We start from the raw sequence: 19815 nt of genomic DNA, 5'->3' as shown, positions 1-19815 counted from the left end.
GCTGGCGGCTGCCACCTATGTATGGAACGGCGCAAGCTGTGTGCCTCCCGCCGCTGACTCGTCACTTACACGCTGCGCGCGCCGACGTTGATGACTAACCCGGCTGCGCACGGGCATTGATCATGCGAATGGAAAGCCAGGCTCGCTGGACTTCGATGCTAGTTGACGCGTGATACCCCGGTCAGCGCGATCGAAAACGCTCTAACGTGCGTTGTGTGGAAGGCTCTTATGAATCGCCGTCGCGGCAATGGCCGCTTCGCCTGAGGCGACGCTGATCTGATTGAGGGTATTGACGATGTCGCCAGCCGCGTAGAGATGTTCGATGCTAGTACGCTGGTGCTTTTCAGTTCTCACCATTCCGTCTTCGTCGCGCTCCACGTCGAGTCCCAATACGTCAGAGCGAGGATGGCAACCCATGACGGGATATACCGAGTCGAAAACGTGAATAGCCCCTCCAGGGCTGATGATTTGCACAGCCTGGTCAGCGCCCGGAGGTGCTTCGAGTTTCGATAGCGCGATCAAACTGACGCCGCTGGCGGCAGCCGAATCCACTTCTATGCCCGATAACGCGTCGAGGTCGGAGGCGACCACGGACACGTCGCGTGAAAATGTCCGCATAAAAATCGCATGCAATAGCGCACACTTCGCTGGTCCTAACATTGCAATACGCTTGCCTTCAGTCTCGTAACCATCGCATATCGGACAGAGCCGGAACAGCCCGGCGCGTGTCAGATCATCGGCGTTGGGCACCGTTGGCAGTGCGTCACGTATGCCCGCGGCGAGCAAAACACGTCTGGCGTGCACCGCGCGCACCGGTTCCGCGTCGCCGCCTCGCATCGGACGATAGTCGATCCGGAAACCATCGCTGACGGCCTCGATGGCCTCCACCTGGGCATGTTCTGGCGCCACGTCGTACTGCGTGAGTTGCTCGCGCAGGTGCGCCAGCCAGGCCTCGCCATTGATTCCCGATGGAAAGCCCGGCACATTGCGCGCAACAGGAATAAGCCGCGCGCGACTTTCGCCGGCGTCAAAGACTCTCGCCGTTCGGCGATAGCGCGCAAGATAGAGTGCCGCGGTCAAGCCGGCCGGCCCTCCGCCTACGATTACACAGTCGATCGAACCACTCATTGAAAAGATTCCATCTCGAGCACAAGGGGTATCACCCCCTCTTCCATTAACGCTCGCTACAGACAACGAGCGTCGACTGCGAGTCACGTCGTTGCCGGCGCATCCTCCATCATTTCAGTTTCGGATGACGTATCGCTGATAGCGGTATTGCCAGCATTGGACTCCGTATTCTCACGGCCAGTCATCAGATCGACAGCCTCCACAATCTCACCGGCTAGCGCGTAATGCACCATATGTCCCGCCTCGGGCGCAACGACGAGTGTGCTATGGGATACCGCGTGGTGCAGCCGGGTCGAATTCGATTCGGGGTCGACAACCTTGTCCTTCGCGCCCGCAAAAATACTGACCGGCATTTTCAGGTCGGAATAATGAGCACTTAACTGCGCCGCAGCCGGGATCATGAACGCGGCGTCCTCGGCCTCGGCCCTGATCTGCACGGGGCGCAGCAGCATTTCACGCGGAAGAACGTCGAAGAAGTCGGCTGGCATGGGTGCCGGAGCGAACATCGCTTCCACGCTGCGCTTGAGCAACAGGCGAGCGGTCAGCGGCGAGACTGTGTAACGCAAGACATCCCCGAGCACGGGAAGCGCGGCCGGCGCGGCGAGGGCGACGTCAGCGCGCACGGTCGGATAGTAATAGCCGGACACCAGCACGAGCCCACGCACGCTAGCGGCGCCACCGACCGCCATGGCAAGTGCGACCAGCGTGCCCCACGAATGTCCGAGAACGACGGGTTGCTCGACGCCCAGCAGCGTCAGCGCATTCTGAATGAGAGCGGCCTGCGCTTGCGCGGTCCAGAGACGGTCGCGTGGTCGGCCGCTGTAACCGAAGCCCGGCCGATCGAACGCGATCACTCTGTGCCGCTCGGCTAACCGATCGAGCAGGCCGCTGCCGACGAAGTCCTGAAGTAGCACCGCGTTGCCATGCAGTAGCACGACCGCAGGCCCTTCACCTTTGTCGACATAATGAAGCGGTATTCCGTCGACCTCGACGATTTTCCCTATTGGCGGATTGTCACGCTCGGCTTTACGCGCACGATATTGAACCCACAGCGCACTGGCGGCTGCGGCAGTTGCCGCTACTGCGAGTGCCGCGGCAGTTTTCGGGGAACCAGTGACTTTATTGAATGCGCGACCCATGACTTCTCCTGTGACGGCCACGGGCGGAAGACAATCTGCTCGTGGAGAAGACCGGCCGCCCTGCCGCAGAGCGTAATTACTCGATGATTTGGTTCGCGCTGATTCGCACGGCCAACGTAGATGCCTAACCTTCTATGTGCGCGCAACGTTCATGCCGCGACTTCGCCCTGCTAGCGGCAGCCGCCCATAGCGTCCGAACGCGGGCCTGCTGTTGTCTCCAGCACGTGGCATACAACGGATACGCGTCAGATTTGCAATCTGATCCCAACGCCCACGCGAGATCGGCAAAGAGCCGCATTCAAACAGATCTGCAGGTGAGCATCGACAGTTTCTGCTTATCAATGCCGCATTCGCTGCCCAGAAATAACGCACCGGAGTCGACGAGCGTATGTGCGATGCGTGCAGGCGCAGTGGATCGTCGCGTAGGCCTACCAAACAAGGTGTCGTTGTCAACGCTAACTGATTTATGAACACCCTTCCTACACCGGCCTATCCGTGCCCTGTTGTGTCGAAGTCCGGACTGGCCCTAAGTCCTGCCAGCAGCCCGGCCAACTGCTCCATGACGATCGGCTTCACCAGATGATGATCGAATCCGGCCCGTATGCTGCGCTGGCGGTCCTGTTCCTGCCCATAGCCGGTCACTGCAATCAGAGTGACATCAGCCGTTTCCGGATGGCTTCTCAGTTGCCTCGCCAGTTCGTTGCCGTCCATGTCGGGCAAGCCGATGTCAAGCAGGCAGGCATCAGGCCGCTCCCGTAACGCGCGCTCCAATCCGCGCCGCGATTCGTGCTCGACCATCACTTCATGTCCACAGCACTCCAGAAGCATAGCGAGCGCTTCAACAGCATCAACATTGTCGTCCACGATCAGCAGCGTGAGCCGGTCGCCCACCTGTGATTGCGCTTCCGGCTGTCGCTCGAGCACCGCGGCCTGAGCGTGCGTCACTGGCAGCCGGAATGCGAACGTACTGCCTTTGCCGGGCCCAGCGCTGGAGCAGCAGGCTGCGCCGCCATGCAACTCGACCAGATGCTTGACGAGCGCCAGCCCCAGCCCCAGGCCGCCAAGCGAGCGATCGGAAGAACGCTGCGCCTGTGCAAACAGGTCGAACGCATGCGGGCTGAACTCGGAATCCATACCAATGCCCTCGTCACGCACGGCCATTACCAGCTCTTCGCCGTCGACCTCGGCGCGGATCTCGATGTGACGCTGATCAGGCGTGAACTTGGCGGCATTGTTCAGCAGATTAGCTACCACCTGCACCAGCCGCGCCTTGTCGCCCAGGACGGTCACCTCGTCCATCGGCAGGTGTACCGCAAGATGCTGCCGGCGAGGTTGCATCAACGGCCGGACCTGCTCGATTGCTTCGTCGACGACTGCCTGCACCGTGACAGGAGCCTTCGTCAACGTCACAAGCCCACGTGTGACGCGAGAAACATCCAGCAGGTCGTCCACCAGCCCAGTGATGTGCGCGACCTGTCGCCCGATAATGGCGCTGCTATGGCGCACCTGCTGCTCGTCAAGCCTGCCGATCCTGAGCAACTCCGCGGCGGCCGAAATCGGCGCCAGCGGATTGCGCAGTTCGTGCGCAAGCATGGCCAGAAACTCGTCCTTGCGCTGGTCAGCCGTTCTGAGCTTCTCATCGGCCACCTTGCGCTGCGTGATATCGCGGAAAAACGAGGCAATACCGCCTTCGCCCGCCGGGTAGGCGCGCACTTCGACCCAGATATCATCGCCGCCCGGATTTCTCTGGCAGTATTCGGACGTACCCGCCTCGCCGCTTTCCATCACCCGGTGGTACATACGCGCGCAGTCAGTGTCGATCGCTTCTGGCCAGATTTCCCAGTGGCTGCGTCCGATGATCCGCGCGCTCTCCAGATGCGCGATTCGCAGCCCTTCCGCGTTCACGTATCTGACGTTCCACTCGTGGTCCATCAGCATGAAGCCCTCGCCGATGGTGTCAAAAATGTACCGGCTGCGGTCCCGCTCGGCACGCAGTTCGGCTTGGGCTCGCGCGGTTTCGACCGCAGACCAGGTGCGCTCGGCCATGTCGCGCGCCATGCGGACATCGGCATCGGTCCAGTGGTATACGTCGGAGCGGTGCAGCCCGAGGAAAGCGACCAGCTGGCCGGCCTTGACCAGCGGCACCGCGAGGAACGAGCGTATCCCGGTCATTCCGTACAAATTGCTCAAGTTCACGGTGCGGGGATCAGTGCTGCTGTCGCTGGACACGACGACCTTGCCTGCCCGCATTGGAGTCGTGATGTCGAAGCCAAAATCATCCAGGACAAACTCCATTCCTGCGAGACTTGGAAATGACGGGGAGGTCCAGTCGCGCGGCACAAGGAATGTGCCTCGAATTGCGTCGCATTCGCCGAAGATTACCCGCGCCAGATTCAGTTGCTCGCCAAGAAGCGCGCTCGCGCGGGTGATGACGTCTTCAGGCGAGGTCAGCGGGCGCAATGCGTCAGAGACCTTCAGCTCAAACGCCGCGCGCCGCTCTTCCATTACCCGGTCGGTAGTTTCTATAACCGTGCAGTACATGCCGCCCACCTGGCCGTCGCTGTTATGCAGTGGCGAATAGGAGAACGTGAAGAAACATTGCTCGGGATAGCCGCGGCGCAGCACGGTGAGCGGCAGGTCCTCGAAATACGCCGATCTGTTCGACAGAGCGCGGTCGATGATGGGAGCGATGTCTGGCCAGATCTCGGCCCATATCTGCTGAAACCGGCCCCCCAGCGCGCCCGGGTGCTTCTCACCCATAATGACTGCGTAGGCGTCGTTGTAAAGAAAGCCGAGGTCGGGTCCCCATGCGACGAACATCGGGAACGCTGAACTGAGCATCATGCTCACTGCCGTGGTCAGCGGCGCCGGCCAGGCTGAAGGATTGCCGAGCGGCGATGTGCCCCAGTCAAGTTGCCTCAGCACCGCGCGAACTTCGCCGTCACCTTCGAACATCGTCTGCCAGAGATCGGTCATAAACTAAATTTGTTGCACAGTGCAGTTGAGCTTCGGGGTTTGGCAAGCGATGCTTATGACGGCGGCCGCGCACCGCCCACCGAGGCGTGCGGGCAGCGCGCCTGTGTTGTCTGCCCCGCCTGTGAATGAAACACGCCAATCCGGAGACTTCAAGCAAAGGTCATTCCTGACGACCGAGGGGTGGGCCGCCGCTGGTCGACGTCTGGTAACGGTCGATCAGGCATGTCAACGGCGCTCGCCCCGAATTCGGGTCGAGCGGTGCTCTTCGCAGAGTTGTGCGATCCGTACGCGTAGAGCTTCTGCAGTAGCGCGCTTTGAAATGATGGGTAGTGGTTTCGTCAGCGCAGGCCGACTTGCGACGAAATAACCCGACCGAGGTCTTGCTACGACCAGGCCGCGTCGTTCGAGTGTGTAGCAACCCTGGGAAAACCGTTGAAGGGATGACGCGGTACGAACTGATCGCCTGGCGCACAGACGGGAGCCGCACGCCGGGCTCACGCATACCGTTCGCAATCAGGTTTTCGAACTCTGCCGCTAGTTGGAGTTAGCACTTTAATATTATGTCGAGCTAATTACTTGGAGTCGACTCGAGTTATTCTGGTTGCGGGCGGGATACCTCATTCAGAAGTTTCGGACCCGCCAGCCAAGCACGGTTCCTGCTCCCCCCGACTTTGACGACGGCGCGTTTGCCGTCTGGAGAAATGCCTTCAACTGGCTGGTGCCGAGTGCACGGCTGTAAAAGAAACCTTGACCGAATTCGGCTCGACTCGCCCGCGCAACGTTGTGATGCGCGATGTTCTCGATGCCTTCGACCACGACCACAGCGCCCATCTCATGGCCCATGCTTGTCAACGCGTTGATATGTCCGGAACGCTCGCCGGGATCCATTCCCAGCACATCCCTGTCGATCTTCGCCATCTCAAAGCTCATGCCTGGCGGCAGTTCAAATCCGACATCGGTGGAACGCAAGCCCGACAGGGCAAAACGCATTCCTTTATCACGCGCCTGTGCCATCATCGGGATGAGACGTTTTTTGAACTTCCTCGCGCTGTCTGCCCCGATCTTCAATATGAGCGGTGGAAGACCGAGGGAGCCAACGTCACCCATGTCCGCAATGAACGCGGAACTTACCAGGTAAGAAGCGGGAGCGGTTACGCCCAGGTAGAGCGATTTCGGAGCGCCGATTTCCCGCAGATCCTCTGCGGCACGCGACAGGACGAATCGCGTCATTGGCCCAATCAGGCTGCTGCTCTCAATGAACGTCATGTAGTGGGCCGGCCCCAGTGCGCCATATTTCTCGTTATCCCATCGCAGTAACGCATCGATGCCTACACACTTGGCCCCCCGCACGCCGACGACAGGTTGATACTCGACATGGAACCGGCCTCGACGCAGCCCTGCACGCGCTGCGCGCAGCAGGGACTTATCGTAGCGAAACCACCTTTTGAAGGCCCAACCGACAAGAACGACCAGGACCGCCAACAGAATTGGCCACAATATAAATCCTAATATGGTCCATACTGAAGTACGCTGCGTAGCAGTGCTCGCCGAAGGCTGCGGCGAGACGAGTGTGTCGGTTTCGATCGAAGGTGAGACTGCTTTTTTCTCACAGCCCGTACCCAATGAGCAATCCGGAGGCGACATCGCCGGTGGTTGCGGCGACTGTTCCGCGCGGTCGACCCACGACGAGGTACCGGCCACTGCGTCAGAGGCCAAAAGGCCGTTTCGTTCTGCCGCCGCGTGGCCGCTGATATTCCATCTCACTTCCCTGAGCAGCCTGACCGCGTTCGGCCCTGAACTGGCCATCGCAGCAGCGTTGCCGGTCGCCTCGCCACGCGTGTCGTCGAGCGAGTCGCAAGTATCAGTCAGTAAAGTCATCGGGCCGGCATCCGGTCCGGCAAGGGCGGCAGGAATAACGGGCAACGGCGCAATGGACGCGCAGGCTGAGCCGAAGCGAATCGGGGGTGCCGGTGGTCCGGCAAGCAAGTCCGTCAATTGTTGCCAGACGTTGCCTTCAACCGTAAGACTGCGACTCGAGCCCGTGTCGGCCGGACCTGCAATAGCGAGTGAGGTGCCTGCGCAGGTGACGAGCATGATTGCCGTACCTCGTCTCCAGGCCCGGCGGAACGCGATGAACGCGCTGCATCTGACAGTTGAAACTGGGAACCGAGATGCCATTTGATTTATCGTTAAAAATTCGGCTTAGAAATCGCTATCGATTGGACCGCTACACGCAGGCGAAACATCGGAAGACTGAAAGCTGTCTGGGGCGCACTTTGACAGCGTGTGCGCGTTCGCAATAGAAGCAGATTGCAAAAGAATGGCCGTATCAGATTAAAAAAGGGGCATTCTTCTAACATCGGGTGTGTGTGCTACCGGGGCTGGTCCGAGGCCGCAATGGTGTTATCCCTGAGGAGTACAAGTTGAAACGGTACGAGGGGCTGGCCGACCAACTCAGTGGGCTCATCAAGCGCGGTGATCTGCCACCCGGCGCGCGCATCCCTTCGGTGCGCGCGGCGTGCAAGGCTTGGGGCGTGAGCCCCGCGACGGTATTTCGCGCCTACTACCTGCTCGAAAGTCGGGGCTTGATTAAAGCGCGCCCGCGTTCTGGCTATTTCGTGTCGCCGACTGCCATAGAATTGGCGCGGCCAACGCCTGAGACCTCGCCTGGCACCGACGCGAAGACCGTCAATATCAGCGACCTTGTCTTTGAAGTCCTCAATACGACCAGGCAGGCCGAAACTGTTCCACTTGGTTCGGCGTTCCTGAGCCCTTCGCTGTTTCCGATGGCGCGCGTCGGGAAGTCATGCGCGACGGTCAATCGTTCAACGGACCTCGCCAGCATGGTTCGCGGATTGCCGCCAGGGCACGAGGGATTGCGCCAGCAGATTTCGTCGCGTTACCTGATGGCAGGGATGACGGTGCCTGTCGACGAGATAATCATTACGAGCGGCGCACTCGAAGCATTGACCCTAAGCGCCCAGTTGCTCGCCGCTCCAGGTGATGTGATCGTGATCGAAAAGCCGACGTTTTATGCAGCACTGCAGGCTATCGAGCGCCTGAGGCTGAACGTAGTGGAGATTCCTGTCGACCCGGTGCTGGGGCATGATCTGGATGCACTCGCGCGTGCACTGCAGCAACATCCGGTTCGCGCCTGCTGGTTCATGACCTCGTTCCACAATCCGACCGGGGTGACACTGGACGATTCCAGGAAGCAGGCACTGGTTGATCTGCTCGCCAGACACGACGTGCCGCTCATCGAAGATGACGTCTACAACGAGCTGCATTTTGGCCCGGACCCGGTGCGTCCGGCCAAATTCTTCGACCGGAAGGGTCTTGTCATCCATTGTGGATCGTTCGCGAAGTGCCTTGCGCCCGGATATCGTATCGGCTGGGCGGCTGCCGGCAGGTTCGCGGGCAGGCTGGAACACGCGAAATGGATGACCACGCTATCGGCCAGCATGCCAGCGCAGCGCGCAATCGCGGACTATCTGGAGCACGGCGGCTATGAACGCTTCCTGCACAAACTACGTCGCGAGTTGTCCCTGCAGCAATCGCAGATGCTCGACGCGATTACCCGGTACTTCCCGGCCAATACGATGGCGACGAGGGCTGACGGCGGTTACTTCACGTGGGTGGCGCTACCGGATCACGTCGACTCGATATACCTCTTCCAGGCTGCGCTCAGCCGTGGCATCAGTATCGCGCCCGGACCTATCTTCTCCGCGGATGGCGCTTTTCGACACCATGCGCGTCTGAACTATGGATACCCATGGTCGGCGCGGTTCGATAAAGCGGTCGCGACACTCGGCGCCCTGTGCGCCGATGAATCGCGTTGCGGCGCAAAGCTGGCTGGTCCGGTTCAGACGGCATGACACGGGCGTCGATCTCAACCCGGCACGCCGGCCGGTGAATCGTGAAGCTCATGCACGACGATGCGTGCCTTGCCGGCGACTTTCGCACGATACATCGCGGCATCCGCCGCGCGTAACAGGGCTTCCCCACTCAATGACTCTACCTGGCCGCGCAGTAGCATGCCGATACTCGCCGATAGCCGTACGACCTTCGCCCCGAACGTTATGGGCTGACTCAATGTCAGCAGGATTGCACGTGCAATTCTCTCCAGTGCAGCACGATCGATTTCAGGGCCGGTCAGCAGCACCGTGAATTCATCTCCGGCATGCCGCGCAACCAGATCCCCGCCACGCACGCAGCGGCTGATCCGGCGCGCTGTTTCAATCAGTACTTCGTCGCCGCACTGGTGCCCGAATGTATCGTTCACGGCCTTGAAGCCGTCCAGGTCGATGAACATGATGGCAGCCAGGCCGGCGCCGCCTGCCGCGCATGCCTCATCCAGCCTCTCGAGAAACGAGCGTCTGTTCGGCAGGCCGGTCAGCGCGTCGTGGAACGCCTGATGCCGCAGGCGATCGAGCAATGCCGTTCGCTCCGTCACGTCCTGCACCAGCAGGTAGTACCCATCAACCGCCTGATCGTGGACCCGACGCGGCACCAGCACACCACGCAGCACACGTTGACTGCCGTTAAGCGTCGCTCCAACCTCGTACTCGACCCTTTCGCCATTGAGCGCGCGTTGGACGTACGGCTCGATGGCAGCAAAATAGCCAGCGTCGAGAATTTCATGGGCGAGCCGCCCCACGATCTCCTCCGGGTCCAACCCAAACCACTCGCGATAGGTTGAGTTGGCGAACCGATAACGTCGCTCACCGTCGACATAAGCGACCAGCACCGGCAGATTGTCAGCGATGGCGCGCAAATCCACGCGCGTAGCTCCCAATTGCCGCTCGGCCGTCGTCAACTGCTCATGCGACCTGCGCAGAACTTCCGAGGCCTCATGGGCTGCCTGATGCAACGCAGCCTCCCGCGCATCGCGCGCGGCTTTTTCCCGTTGCTCCGCCTGGGTATCGTGAATGACAAACAGCCAGCCTCCGTCGTGGGTCGACCCCGGCTGCTTAAGTGCCACCTGCACTCGCGCCGGCTTACATTGCTTGTTGCGCAAGCGGAACGTTACGTCCAGCGTCAGGACCTCGACCCCGCGGTCACGACTGAGTGCCTGCACGACCTGTTCAAGCCTGGTCCGGTCGCTCGCATCCAGCAGATCGAGTATGTTCGTTTTCGTCAGCGGAGCGCGCGAGTGCGCGAAGAATTTCACGCAGGCATCATTCAGATGCCGCCACTCCCAGTCTCTTCCGATATGCGCGATAGCGACCGGCGTCCGATGGAACGTCTCGACGTAGAGCGCATGCTGGGCCTGAAGCCGGTCGATCGCCTGAAGTACCTGCAAACGATCGGAGCTGTCCAGCTTGCGCAGGGCAACTTCGTGCTGGATCATCTGCCCCAGGTCTACCAGCATCTGACGCTGTTGGCGCGTGAAGCGCCGCGGCAGCGAGTGCATCACGCATAGCATACCGATCGGTTTGCCGCACGGTAGACGCAGCGCAATGCCCGCGAAAAAGCGGATCCCTAATTGGCTGCTTGCCAATGGCCCCCGCGCAAGCTCCGCATCGGACAACGCATCCCTGACGACGAACGGTTCCTCGCATTGGAGCGTCCGGTTATAGTACGACTCAATATGGAAGACGACGTCCCGTTCGCACCCGCTTGCGCCTACGACTTCTGGCTGGCCTAGTCTGTCGAGACACACGGCGGATATTGGTAAGTTCAGCGCGCGCGCGGCGACTCGGGTCACGCGCTCAAAGTACTGATCGTAGTCTGTTTCTGGTGGCATGGTGGCGCTGGCCGGTTATCGTTGTTGCTGTCGTTGTTGCTGCTGCGCATCCATGATGCTTTCGTCTTTCACGCTACATGTTCCGTTCCGGTCAGATTCTGTAACGCGCTTATCAACGTCCTCTCGGACGCAAACGCACGAAGCTGATCGATTGCCATCGGCTTTCCATACCAGTATCCCTGCGCGAGGTCGATTCCCGAGCGCTGCACCACATCGTGTTCCGCAGCGCTCTCCACGCCTTCCACGACAACTTTCGCACCAAGTGCATGCACTAATGCGGCTATCGACTTGAGAAACTGGATGCGCGCTTCGCCGCGCATGGCTAGAAACCGCCGGTCTACTTTCACGTAATCGAACCGAAAGTCCGCGAGTAAGTCCAGATTGCTGACGCCGGTGCCGAAATCGTCGAGTGACAGGCGTACCCCGCGTTGCCTTAAATGGCTAAGTGCCCTGACAACCCGCGGCGTACGCTCGACGCAACTGCGCTCGGTGAGTTCCAGAACGAGGCGCTCCAGCATCGGACCGGCGGACTCACTGATATCCTCGACAAAGCGGTCTTCCATCAGATGCCGGGCGCAGATATTCACCGATATATGCCAGTGCTGAGCGGACGGCAGTTGGGTCAGTGCGCTATCCGCCTCGCGCAGTACGAAACGGGTCAACGCGCAGATCAGACCCGTGCCTTCGAGTTCTCCGATGAACTGCGCGGGGCCCCCAGCTCCGAACTTTGGATGGTCCCACCGGAGCAAGGCTTCCATCCCGACGCAATGTCGCGTGCGCGTGTCCACAATGGGCTGATAGACAACATAGAACTCCCCGCGGCGAAGGCCGGTGCGCGCCGCGCGCCGCAATCCTGCTTTTGGGCGAACCAGGTACCCAGCGAACACGACCGCGGAGCAAGCTGATAGCGTGACAACCAGCGCCACGGCATCTCGAGATGCGATCAGGCTCGCCGCGACGAAACCAGTCACGCTCAACGCAACGGTGACAGCCACTACCACTTCAGGATGCCCACGGAATACAGGTCGCAGGCGGCGCACTTGTGCCGTACAGCGTTGGAATAATCGCATGACGTTGCTTTCGCGCCGTTATCTGTGTTGCGTACTATGACCTGACTGCGTTTGGAAAACGAGTAGCAGTTAAGTATCAAACCATACGTATCAGATTGCCGTCACAAGCGGGGAAGTCTGCGCGCTGGAAGGACTACCGCGCGAAGGGACACATCCGTTACAAGACCATGGTGCTCCAGACCGGCGAGTCATGCTCCGGTTGTTGCGCACGACTGCCGCAAGTTTCGACACAACCGCAGAAATCCGACATGTCCTGGCAAGAACGTGAAAGAAGCGTAGTCAGCGCAAGCCTAATCTCCTTATACCCTCAACCGGACAGGCACTAGACTTCAGTCATCTGTGCGTGATCTCCGCACGAGACTTTCACGCGACGTTCGAAACACAACGGCGCGTCGAACAGCTTGCCGCCGACGTGCTGGTGGAGCGCTGGGCCGTCGGTAAACAAGCTGGCGGCACGTCGAAGATCGAGAACTATCTGGGGTTTCCGGACGGCGTCAGCGGAACGGAGCTCGCCGAGCGGGCCCGCGATCACTCCGCTTCGGCGCGGAGATCCTGCTGCATCCCTCGGCCGTGCCGATGGACCAGATGCCATCCCGCTGCACAACCGCGAGATGATCTCCCGGAACAAACCACTGCGTTGCCTCCACGACGGGCGGCGATCCCCTAATTCTGAATCAACCTTCTGCGGCTGTGGAAACGCGAGTTTCCGATGTATTCGCTGCACTTACGTCGCGACCGTAGTGATCATCGAAACGGATGATGTCGTCCTCGCCGAGATAGCTGCCACACTGAACCTCGATCATCTCGAGCGGGACCCGTCCGACGTTTTCCAGCCGGTGTTTGATGCCCAGTGGTACATAGGTCGATTCGTTTTCCGCGAGCAGAAACGTCTCGTCGCCACGGGTCACGCGCGCAGTACCGCTGACCACGATCCAGTGCTCGGCACGGTGATAGTGAAGCTGCAGAGAGAGAGCTGCGCCCGGCGTGACCATAATCCGTTTGACCTGGAAGCGCAGACCGTGTTCGATCGATTCGTAATGGCCCCATGGCCGGTGAACCTTGAGGTGTTGCTTCGCTTCACTGCTGCCGCGATCCTTAAGGTGTCGGACGACCGCCTTGACTTCCTGGGCATGATGCCTGTCCGCAACGAGTACCGCATCAGCTGTCTCCACAACAATCAGGTCCCTGGCACCGATGCAGGCAACGAGCCGGCCTTCCGAATGGACGTAGGTGCCGGAGGAGTCTTTGAGCACAACATCTCCCCGCACGACATTACCCGATTCGTCCTGGGGCAAGGCGCTCCACACCGCATCCCAGGAACCCACATCTGACCAGCCCGCGTTCAGCGGCACGACCGCGGCGGCGAGGCCGATTTCTTCGAGGCGCTCCATGACCGCATAGTCGATGGACTCCGACGGGCAGGTCGCAAATGCATCCCGCCCTATCCGAATTGCCTTCAGATCGCCGTTCCCGTGCCGGAACGCGGCCGCGCACGCTTGTGCAATGTCGGGCCGCAACGCGTCGATTGCGCGCAACCACACCGATGCACGCATCACGAAAATGCCGCTGTTCCACCAGTGCCGCTTGCCTTCCACGAACGCCACCGCCACATCCTGATCGGGCTTTTCGACGAAGCGTTGAAGGGCGCGCGCGCCGCTTGCCGGTTCGGTGCTGATGGGATCACCCAGTTCAATATAACCGTAGCCGCATTCCGCACGGTCTGGCACGACGCCCAGCGTCACGATCTGGCCAGTCTGGGCAATTCGCGCGGCCGCACGGACAGCCTGTTCGAACGCGGGCACGTCTGCAATCGCATGGTCGGCAGGCGTCACGACCAGCACCGGATCGTCACTGCCACAGCGGGCTGCAAGCGCGGCGAGCGTGAGTGCGGGCGCGGTGTTGCGGCTAACCGGTTCGACTATCATCTGCCAGTCTCGCGAACTCGCCTTCAACTCGTCGGTGGCAAGGAAGCGATGTTCTTCTGCGCAGACCAGCAGTCCCTGATGGGCTGCATCGGTTGCCAGGCAATCGAGCCGCGCCACTGAGTTAGCCAGTAGTGAACCGTCGCCGAGCAAACCGATCATCTGCTTCGGGTGTCCCTCACGGGAGAGCGGCCATAGCCGCGTGCCGGAGCCACCTGCCAGGACTACCGGGAGGATCAGCGGTGTGTGGCTGGGCGCTGCAGCGAGGTCATCTTCCACCGACCGCTGTTGCGACTCGCCGAAACGTGGGAGCGTCATATCCATTATTGTTTCTCCAGTGCCGCATGGGGATGTGCGGACGAAGGGGCTGCCGCAATATGCCTGTTATGCGGTGGCTCCGTGGGGATCACTGTGCGCCTGTCTGAATTGCGTTTGTCAATCACTGCCTGATAAATCAGACGGTATGCAGCCGCGGTGCGACGGGCGGTAAAGAGGTTTTCAAAGCGCAGTGCCGCGCACCGTCCCATGCGTTCGCGCAGCAGTGAATCGCCCCACAGTTCGTGCATCGCTTGCGCTAGTTCAGCGGGATTATCCGGAGCAACGACCAGTCCGGTTTCTCCGTGGGCGTTCACGAAGCTGGTGCCCGTGCCAATCTCGCACGTGATCATCGGCTTGCCCATCATTGCAGCTTCGAGTAGCGATATGCCAAATGCCTCTGCACGATTGGGCGATGGCATGACTAACGCACGACTGAGCCGGATGAGCGCCACCTTGTCGACTTCAGAGACGCGGCCGGCGAAATGGACACTGTTTGCGCCGCACTGCGCTACCAGCGCACGGATTCCGGCTGTCAGGGGACCGTCGCCGACCAGGACGAGGGGATAACCGGTTTGCCGGATCGCCTCAATCAGGACTGGCAGTCCCTTGTAATAACGGAAGACGCCGACAAACAGGAAGAACGGACCGCCGATGCGCTCACTCCAGCTACGCATCAGCGCATCATCGGGCACGGGGTAGTAGGCCGATGTGAGACCCAGCGGCACCACTTCGACTTTTTCCGGGTAGAGCTTCAGCACCTCACTGGTAGCGGCGTATTGCGGTGACGTCGCCACAATGCGATCAACGCTACCGAGAAAGCGATGCATGAGCGGCCGATACATGGCAAGCAGCCGCGGTTGCCGCCGAATGTCCGCGTGATAGGTGACCACCGTCGGCTTGCGCGTGCGCGCAGCGAGATACGCGATGTCTGCCATCGGCCAGGGAAAATGCAGATGCAGGATGTCCGCCTCTTCGCTAAGCTCACGAAAGCGCCGCACCGCGCGCCACGACAGTTCGACCGACGCGACCTTGAAGCGGCTCCTGACGCGCTCGACTTCATGACCTGGCATGCTCAGAAAGCGGTCCCCTCCCCGCTCTGCCGTCAAGGTCAACAAAGTGTTCCTGATCCCCACGTCCGCACCAGCGCGGCACAGATGGTAGATCGACTGCTCTGCCCCACCAATCGTGTCCGGCAGATAGGTCCGGTAAAAGTGTAATACGCGCATCAGTCTGCCTTAAAGGCGCCTGTCGGACGCCTGAATTTTTTGAGCCGGTTGCTGCTGTCTACAACAGCCTCCGCGCTTCCGCGCAGGGGCGGCTGCTCGGCGCCGGCGCGTTCGCTTATCGCTTTGGCACGCAACTGCAGTTCGGCCTCCCCTCTTGCAAGCTTCGTAAGCAAGGCCGCATTACGGACGATCAGGCGCCGATAGTCACGCTCGATTACCTGTCCGTCGATAAGCGAGCGGATGGCTCGCGACACCGTTTCCCGGCTCACGTTGGCCATGATCGCTATGGCCTGCTGGTTTGGCAGGTTCTCGATCGTCAGCAGGTCCCCGGCGCTCTTTCGCATCGACGATTCAAGCACCGAATACACTCTCGAGTACGCGCGGGTGAGGCCCAGCATGGACCGGTAATTGGAGGCCTGGCGGATGGTGCGGCACAACCGTTGCAATAGGGCTTCGACAACCGCGGGATTCCGGAAAAAAAGTGCTTGAGCTTCAGCTTTTGGCAGAAACCCCACAACCGATTCGGCCGTCGCGACGATCGATGCGGAGCGGGGTCCGCCATCGATAATGGACAGTTCGCCAAAGTAGTCGCCTGGCTCAACGAAGTTCAGACCGACCTCCCTGCCGTCTTCCGACAGCGCGATGACCTGCAGGCGGCCAGACATCAGCATCAGCAGGGACGAACCCGCATCGCCCTTATGGACGACGAACTCCCGTTTGCTGAAGCGGCGGTAGCGGATATGGCGGCTCGTCTCTTCAATGACTTCATCTGCAACGTTACGTAGCAATTTCTGCTGCTTCAGTAGATCGATAGCCTTCGGCGGGCCCGTGTTGGTAGCTACATGTTCTGTCGACATCTCTCGAATGCTTTCCCCGGCTGTGACACGCAGAGAAGATAGGCGCACTTTGCGCGGATATCTGTGACGACCGTCACATCTTCCAGCCAAAATATGGCTAATCATTGCAGGAACAATGGACCGCACTGCCTTGCAGTTATCGGGGAAAAAAAGTAGATGCAAAAATGCATGACGATGGGGCCAGTCGCCGCACTACGATTCGTTGTGGGAGCAACTTTGTTCTTGTACGGGAGTGCCAACGCAGAGCCTGTGACGCTCGGCAATGCAGTTGTTGTGATCGGCCAGGCGTGTGCGCGACACGGTCAGGCAGACTGTGTGCCTCTTTCCCGGGGCGCCGCCATTGCACAGGGTGATACGGTCGAGACCGGAGTTGACGGCTATGTGTACATTACAACGGTCGATCACGGCTTCATCAGCGTACGTCCCGATTCGTCGCTAACGTTTGACCGGTACGAATACGATCCCGCAGAACCCAGAAAGACAGTGATCAAAGTGTCGCTGCATAAGGGCGTGGTGAGGGAAATATCTGGCGCCGGCGCCCAGGCGGCCCGGGACCACTACCGCATGAATACGCCTGTCGCTGCGCTAGGCGTGCGAGGCACCGATTTCACGGTGTTTACCGACGCCAACGTAACACGCGCCGACGTGCGCAGCGGTGGCATTGTGATGACGCCGCTGGGTGCAGGTTGCGCAGCTACGGGCATCGGCCCGTGCGAAGGGCCGACTGCAGCACAACTGTTCGCCGGCCAGCCGAACGCGGTGCTGCAGGTCTACCGTGGGAGCGCCCACCCGGTTGTGGTTGACTCGGCACTCCCGGGCCTGATACCCGGGCAGGTCGCCGCAACACTGAAGAATGAGGAAAACAGCGCACGGGCGGCAACCACGCAGCCGGTCAATCCCGGCGTTGTGCCGACAGAACTGAATTTTCCACTGACAGCACCTGCCGCCTCATCGGCACCCACACCGGCACCCCCGCCCGTCGCACCGTCCCCTGTGCCGGTTCCGGCCCCGGCGCAACCACCCGAGTCACAACAAATCTTCTGGGGGCGCTTTGCGCCGCTCGCGTCGGCGCCGAGCGATACGACATTGGCTGCGCTGCTCCAGCAGGGCAGCGACCAGTTGGGACTGCTTACCCCATTCGCCATGACACGTACCCCGCAGGCGGACATGGTGATGCCCGCGTTCGGCACCTTTACATTTGAACTTCAGGCGTCCAGCGCCTACGTGATGAACACGGCAACCGGGGCAGCTACGCAGGCGCAGATCAGCAATCCGTTCCTGTCAGTCAACTTCGGCGCCAGTACCTTCCAGACGGGCCTGAGCCTCAGTGCGAACGGCATGAACTACGCGGTGTCGGCACAGGGTAGCGTCGGCCCCGACGGTAAGCTGCGCAGTGACTATGGCTCGCAGGCCGCCGTTCTGGGCGCGCTCGCAGGCAGGAATGCAACGCAAGCCGGCTATCTGTTCCTGCAGACTCTCGACGGTAAAAGTACGGCAGTTGGAGCCACCCTGTGGTCCCGATAGCAGGCCTGATTACGCTCGACCGCATCCGCCTCACGATATTCGGACTGGTTTCATTGACCGCGTACCTGCTGGCGAGCGGCGTCTGGTTGCCCCAGCCTTACCGCTGGCTCGGGTACGCGATTGACGACTGGCAGCAGGTGCAATTGCTGAGTGCCCAGCCGGATCCGCGCATCGCGCTCGTCGACATCGACGAGCACTCGCTGGAAGTCCTCGGGCCGTGGCCATGGCCGCGTGCTCTCATCGCGCAGCTGGCGGAGAATCTGTTCGTGCAGTATCACGCGAGAGCTGTCGGCCTCGACGTGATGTTCCCTGAGGCCGGATCGCCCGAGGGCGATCACGCGCTACTCGCCGTCGCGCACAGGTTTCCGCTAGTTTTTGCTCAGGCTTTCGCCCTGCCCGGCAGCGCAAATGCCCCTCATGCGGGTCACCTGGGGGGCGCGCTTGCCGCGGGCACGGACACGGCGCACGCACCGGTGGCCTCAGGCTATGTGGGCAACTTCTTTGACGCCGCCGACGTCTGTGTGGGACACGTTACCCCGCACGCCAGTCTGGACGGCGTTGTACGGTCCATCGCCCCCCTTATCGAATATGCGAATGCTGCCTATCCCATGCTTGCGTGGCAATTGATGCATTGTCGTGCCGACGGCAAGTCTCCTGGGGTGCCGATCCGCAGCCTGCCCGTGGACTCGCATGGATTGATGCACGTGCAGTTCAGACATTCAGTCCAGTCACTCGACGTGGTATCGGCCTACGATGTGCTCGCCCAGACGGCGCCCTCCGCGCTGCTCGCGAAACGTTACGTGCTGGTCGGCTCGTCGGCGCTTGGATTGACAGACCACGTCGCGTCCCCCATCGATCCCTGGTTGCCTGCGGTCGTCGTCCACGCGGAACTGCTTGGCGAAATGCTGGATCTTGAATCAGGCAAAGGCGCCACGCTGCCATCTGCATCGCTTCCGATGGTGTGGACCGCCTGTTCAATCGTTGCATTTGCCGCCTTGTTCCGCACGCAACGCGCGAGCATCGCGCTGGTTGCACTGGTCGCGGCGACGTCGTTATGGCTTGCGCTGCTCGTTTCGACGCGCTTGGTGCCGGCGAGCCTGGCGGCGTTGCCGCTGGTTTCCGCCACAGCGTTCATGTTTGTTCAGGCGCCCGTTGAATGGATCTTTTCGCAGGCGGCAATACGCTCGTTTGAACGTCGCTTCAGTCGTTACCTGCCGCCAGCGGTGCTGCGCGAAATTATCCAGCAGCGAGGGCTCGCCACGTTCAAACCGGAGCGCCGGCAGATCTCAATCCTCTTTGTCGATATTGAAGGTTTCACGCGCCTTGCCGAGCAGATGCCTCCTGAAGAGCTCGTTGCGATGACCGATGTCATCCTGAGCACGCTGACGGATTGTGTACACAAGTCGCAAGGCACGCTGGACAAGTACATGGGCGACGCGTTGATGGCGTTCTGGGGGGCACCCCTTGCTCAGCCCGATCATGCCGATCGTGCACTCGATTGCGCACGGGCGATGCTGCGCGAACTGGAAGTGCTTAACCGCAGTGCACTGCCCATTTTTGAGGGCAGGACGATCCGCGTGCGCATCGGGGTCAATAGTGGGTCGGCTGTGGTTGGTGAAATCGGCTCGACCTTTCGCAAGTCCTATACCGCAATTGGCGATACGGTCAACGTAGCGTCGCGACTTCAGGAGTACGCCCGGACTCTTGAAACCAGTTTGCTGATCGGACAGGAAACGGCACGGCAGGCGAAACGTCATCGCCTGCAGGCATGCGCTCAGGCAACACTGCGCGGACGCGATGCGGCTGAGCAGCTCTATACGCTGAACGAAGGGAAGCCTCATGCGGCTTAATAGGCAGCGCTGTGCTGCGCTGCTGTCGGGCCGCGTGAGGAGCACAGCCTTCAGGCTGG

Annotated in this window: 12 protein-coding genes; 3 read left to right on the top strand and 9 right to left on the bottom strand. The window is 60.7% G+C overall.

What is annotated here, in order from left to right:
* Positions 1-201 precede the first annotated feature (201 nt).
* The 4 genes from PQR54_RS06290 to PQR54_RS06275 all read right to left on the bottom strand — a co-directional run bounded on the left by PQR54_RS06290 (position 202) and on the right by PQR54_RS06275 (position 7337).
* Positions 202-1128 (bottom strand): NAD(P)/FAD-dependent oxidoreductase, encoded by a 927-nt coding sequence (locus PQR54_RS06290; protein ID WP_408244543.1) that lies wholly within the window; start codon positions 1126-1128, stop codon positions 202-204.
* Between the two features lie 83 nt (positions 1129-1211).
* A complete protein-coding gene (locus PQR54_RS06285) occupies positions 1212-2267 on the bottom strand; it encodes an alpha/beta fold hydrolase (RefSeq protein ID WP_408244542.1) in 1056 nt (351 codons plus the stop codon).
* Positions 2268-2756: 489 nt separating this feature from the next.
* Positions 2757-5243 carry an ATP-binding protein gene (locus tag PQR54_RS06280; protein WP_408244541.1) on the bottom strand — a complete coding sequence of 829 codons (2487 nt, stop codon included), beginning with the start codon at positions 5241-5243 and terminating at the stop codon, positions 2757-2759.
* Positions 5244-5864: 621 nt separating this feature from the next.
* Positions 5865-7337 carry an EAL domain-containing protein gene (locus PQR54_RS06275; protein WP_408244540.1) on the bottom strand — a complete coding sequence of 491 codons (1473 nt, stop codon included), beginning with the start codon at positions 7335-7337 and terminating at the stop codon, positions 5865-5867.
* A gap of 329 nt (positions 7338-7666) precedes the next feature.
* Here PQR54_RS06275 and PQR54_RS06270 point away from each other — a divergent pair, with 329 nt between their 5' ends.
* Positions 7667-9118 (top strand): aminotransferase-like domain-containing protein, encoded by a 1452-nt coding sequence (locus tag PQR54_RS06270; RefSeq protein ID WP_408244539.1) that lies wholly within the window; start codon positions 7667-7669, stop codon positions 9116-9118.
* Positions 9119-9132: 14 nt separating this feature from the next.
* Here the strand turns inward: PQR54_RS06270 and PQR54_RS06265 are convergent, their stop codons facing one another.
* The 5 genes from PQR54_RS06265 to PQR54_RS06245 all read right to left on the bottom strand — a co-directional run bounded on the left by PQR54_RS06265 (position 9133) and on the right by PQR54_RS06245 (position 16382).
* A complete protein-coding gene (locus PQR54_RS06265; RefSeq protein WP_408244538.1) occupies positions 9133-10989 on the bottom strand; it encodes a diguanylate cyclase domain-containing protein in 1857 nt (618 codons plus the stop codon).
* Between the two features lie 68 nt (positions 10990-11057).
* The gene (locus PQR54_RS06260; RefSeq protein ID WP_408244537.1) at positions 11058-11984 is read right to left on the bottom strand and encodes an EAL domain-containing protein; all 927 of its coding nucleotides are present in this window, start codon (positions 11982-11984) and stop codon (positions 11058-11060) included.
* A 749-nt stretch (positions 11985-12733) separates the two neighbouring features.
* Complete coding sequence (locus PQR54_RS06255) at positions 12734-14305, bottom strand: mannose-1-phosphate guanylyltransferase/mannose-6-phosphate isomerase (protein WP_408244536.1); 1572 nt, start codon at positions 14303-14305, stop codon at positions 12734-12736.
* Positions 14305-15525, bottom strand: coding sequence for a glycosyltransferase (locus PQR54_RS06250; RefSeq protein WP_408244535.1), 1221 nt, complete (start codon positions 15523-15525; stop codon positions 14305-14307). Before PQR54_RS06250 ends, PQR54_RS06255 begins: the two co-directional genes overlap by 1 nt.
* Complete coding sequence (locus PQR54_RS06245; protein WP_408244534.1) at positions 15525-16382, bottom strand: Crp/Fnr family transcriptional regulator; 858 nt, start codon at positions 16380-16382, stop codon at positions 15525-15527. The genes PQR54_RS06250 and PQR54_RS06245 overlap by 1 nt, the downstream gene beginning before the upstream one ends.
* Before the next feature lie 249 nt (positions 16383-16631).
* On the opposite strand from PQR54_RS06245, the gene PQR54_RS06240 reads away from it, so the two are divergent.
* Both PQR54_RS06240 and PQR54_RS06235 read left to right on the top strand, forming a co-directional pair.
* Positions 16632-17906 carry a FecR family protein gene (locus PQR54_RS06240; RefSeq protein WP_408244533.1) on the top strand — a complete coding sequence of 425 codons (1275 nt, stop codon included), beginning with the start codon at positions 16632-16634 and terminating at the stop codon, positions 17904-17906.
* Positions 17894-19756 (top strand): CHASE2 domain-containing protein, encoded by a 1863-nt coding sequence (locus PQR54_RS06235; RefSeq protein WP_408244532.1) that lies wholly within the window; start codon positions 17894-17896, stop codon positions 19754-19756. Before PQR54_RS06240 ends, PQR54_RS06235 begins: the two co-directional genes overlap by 13 nt.
* The last annotated feature ends 59 nt before the right edge of the window (positions 19757-19815 follow it).

The organism is Paraburkholderia phytofirmans, assembly GCF_046028095.1.
Classification (GTDB): Bacteria; Pseudomonadota; Gammaproteobacteria; order Burkholderiales; family Burkholderiaceae; genus Paraburkholderia; species Paraburkholderia phytofirmans_A.
Note: the sequence above shows the minus strand (reverse complement) of the source record. Positions and strands in the feature narration are given on the sequence as shown.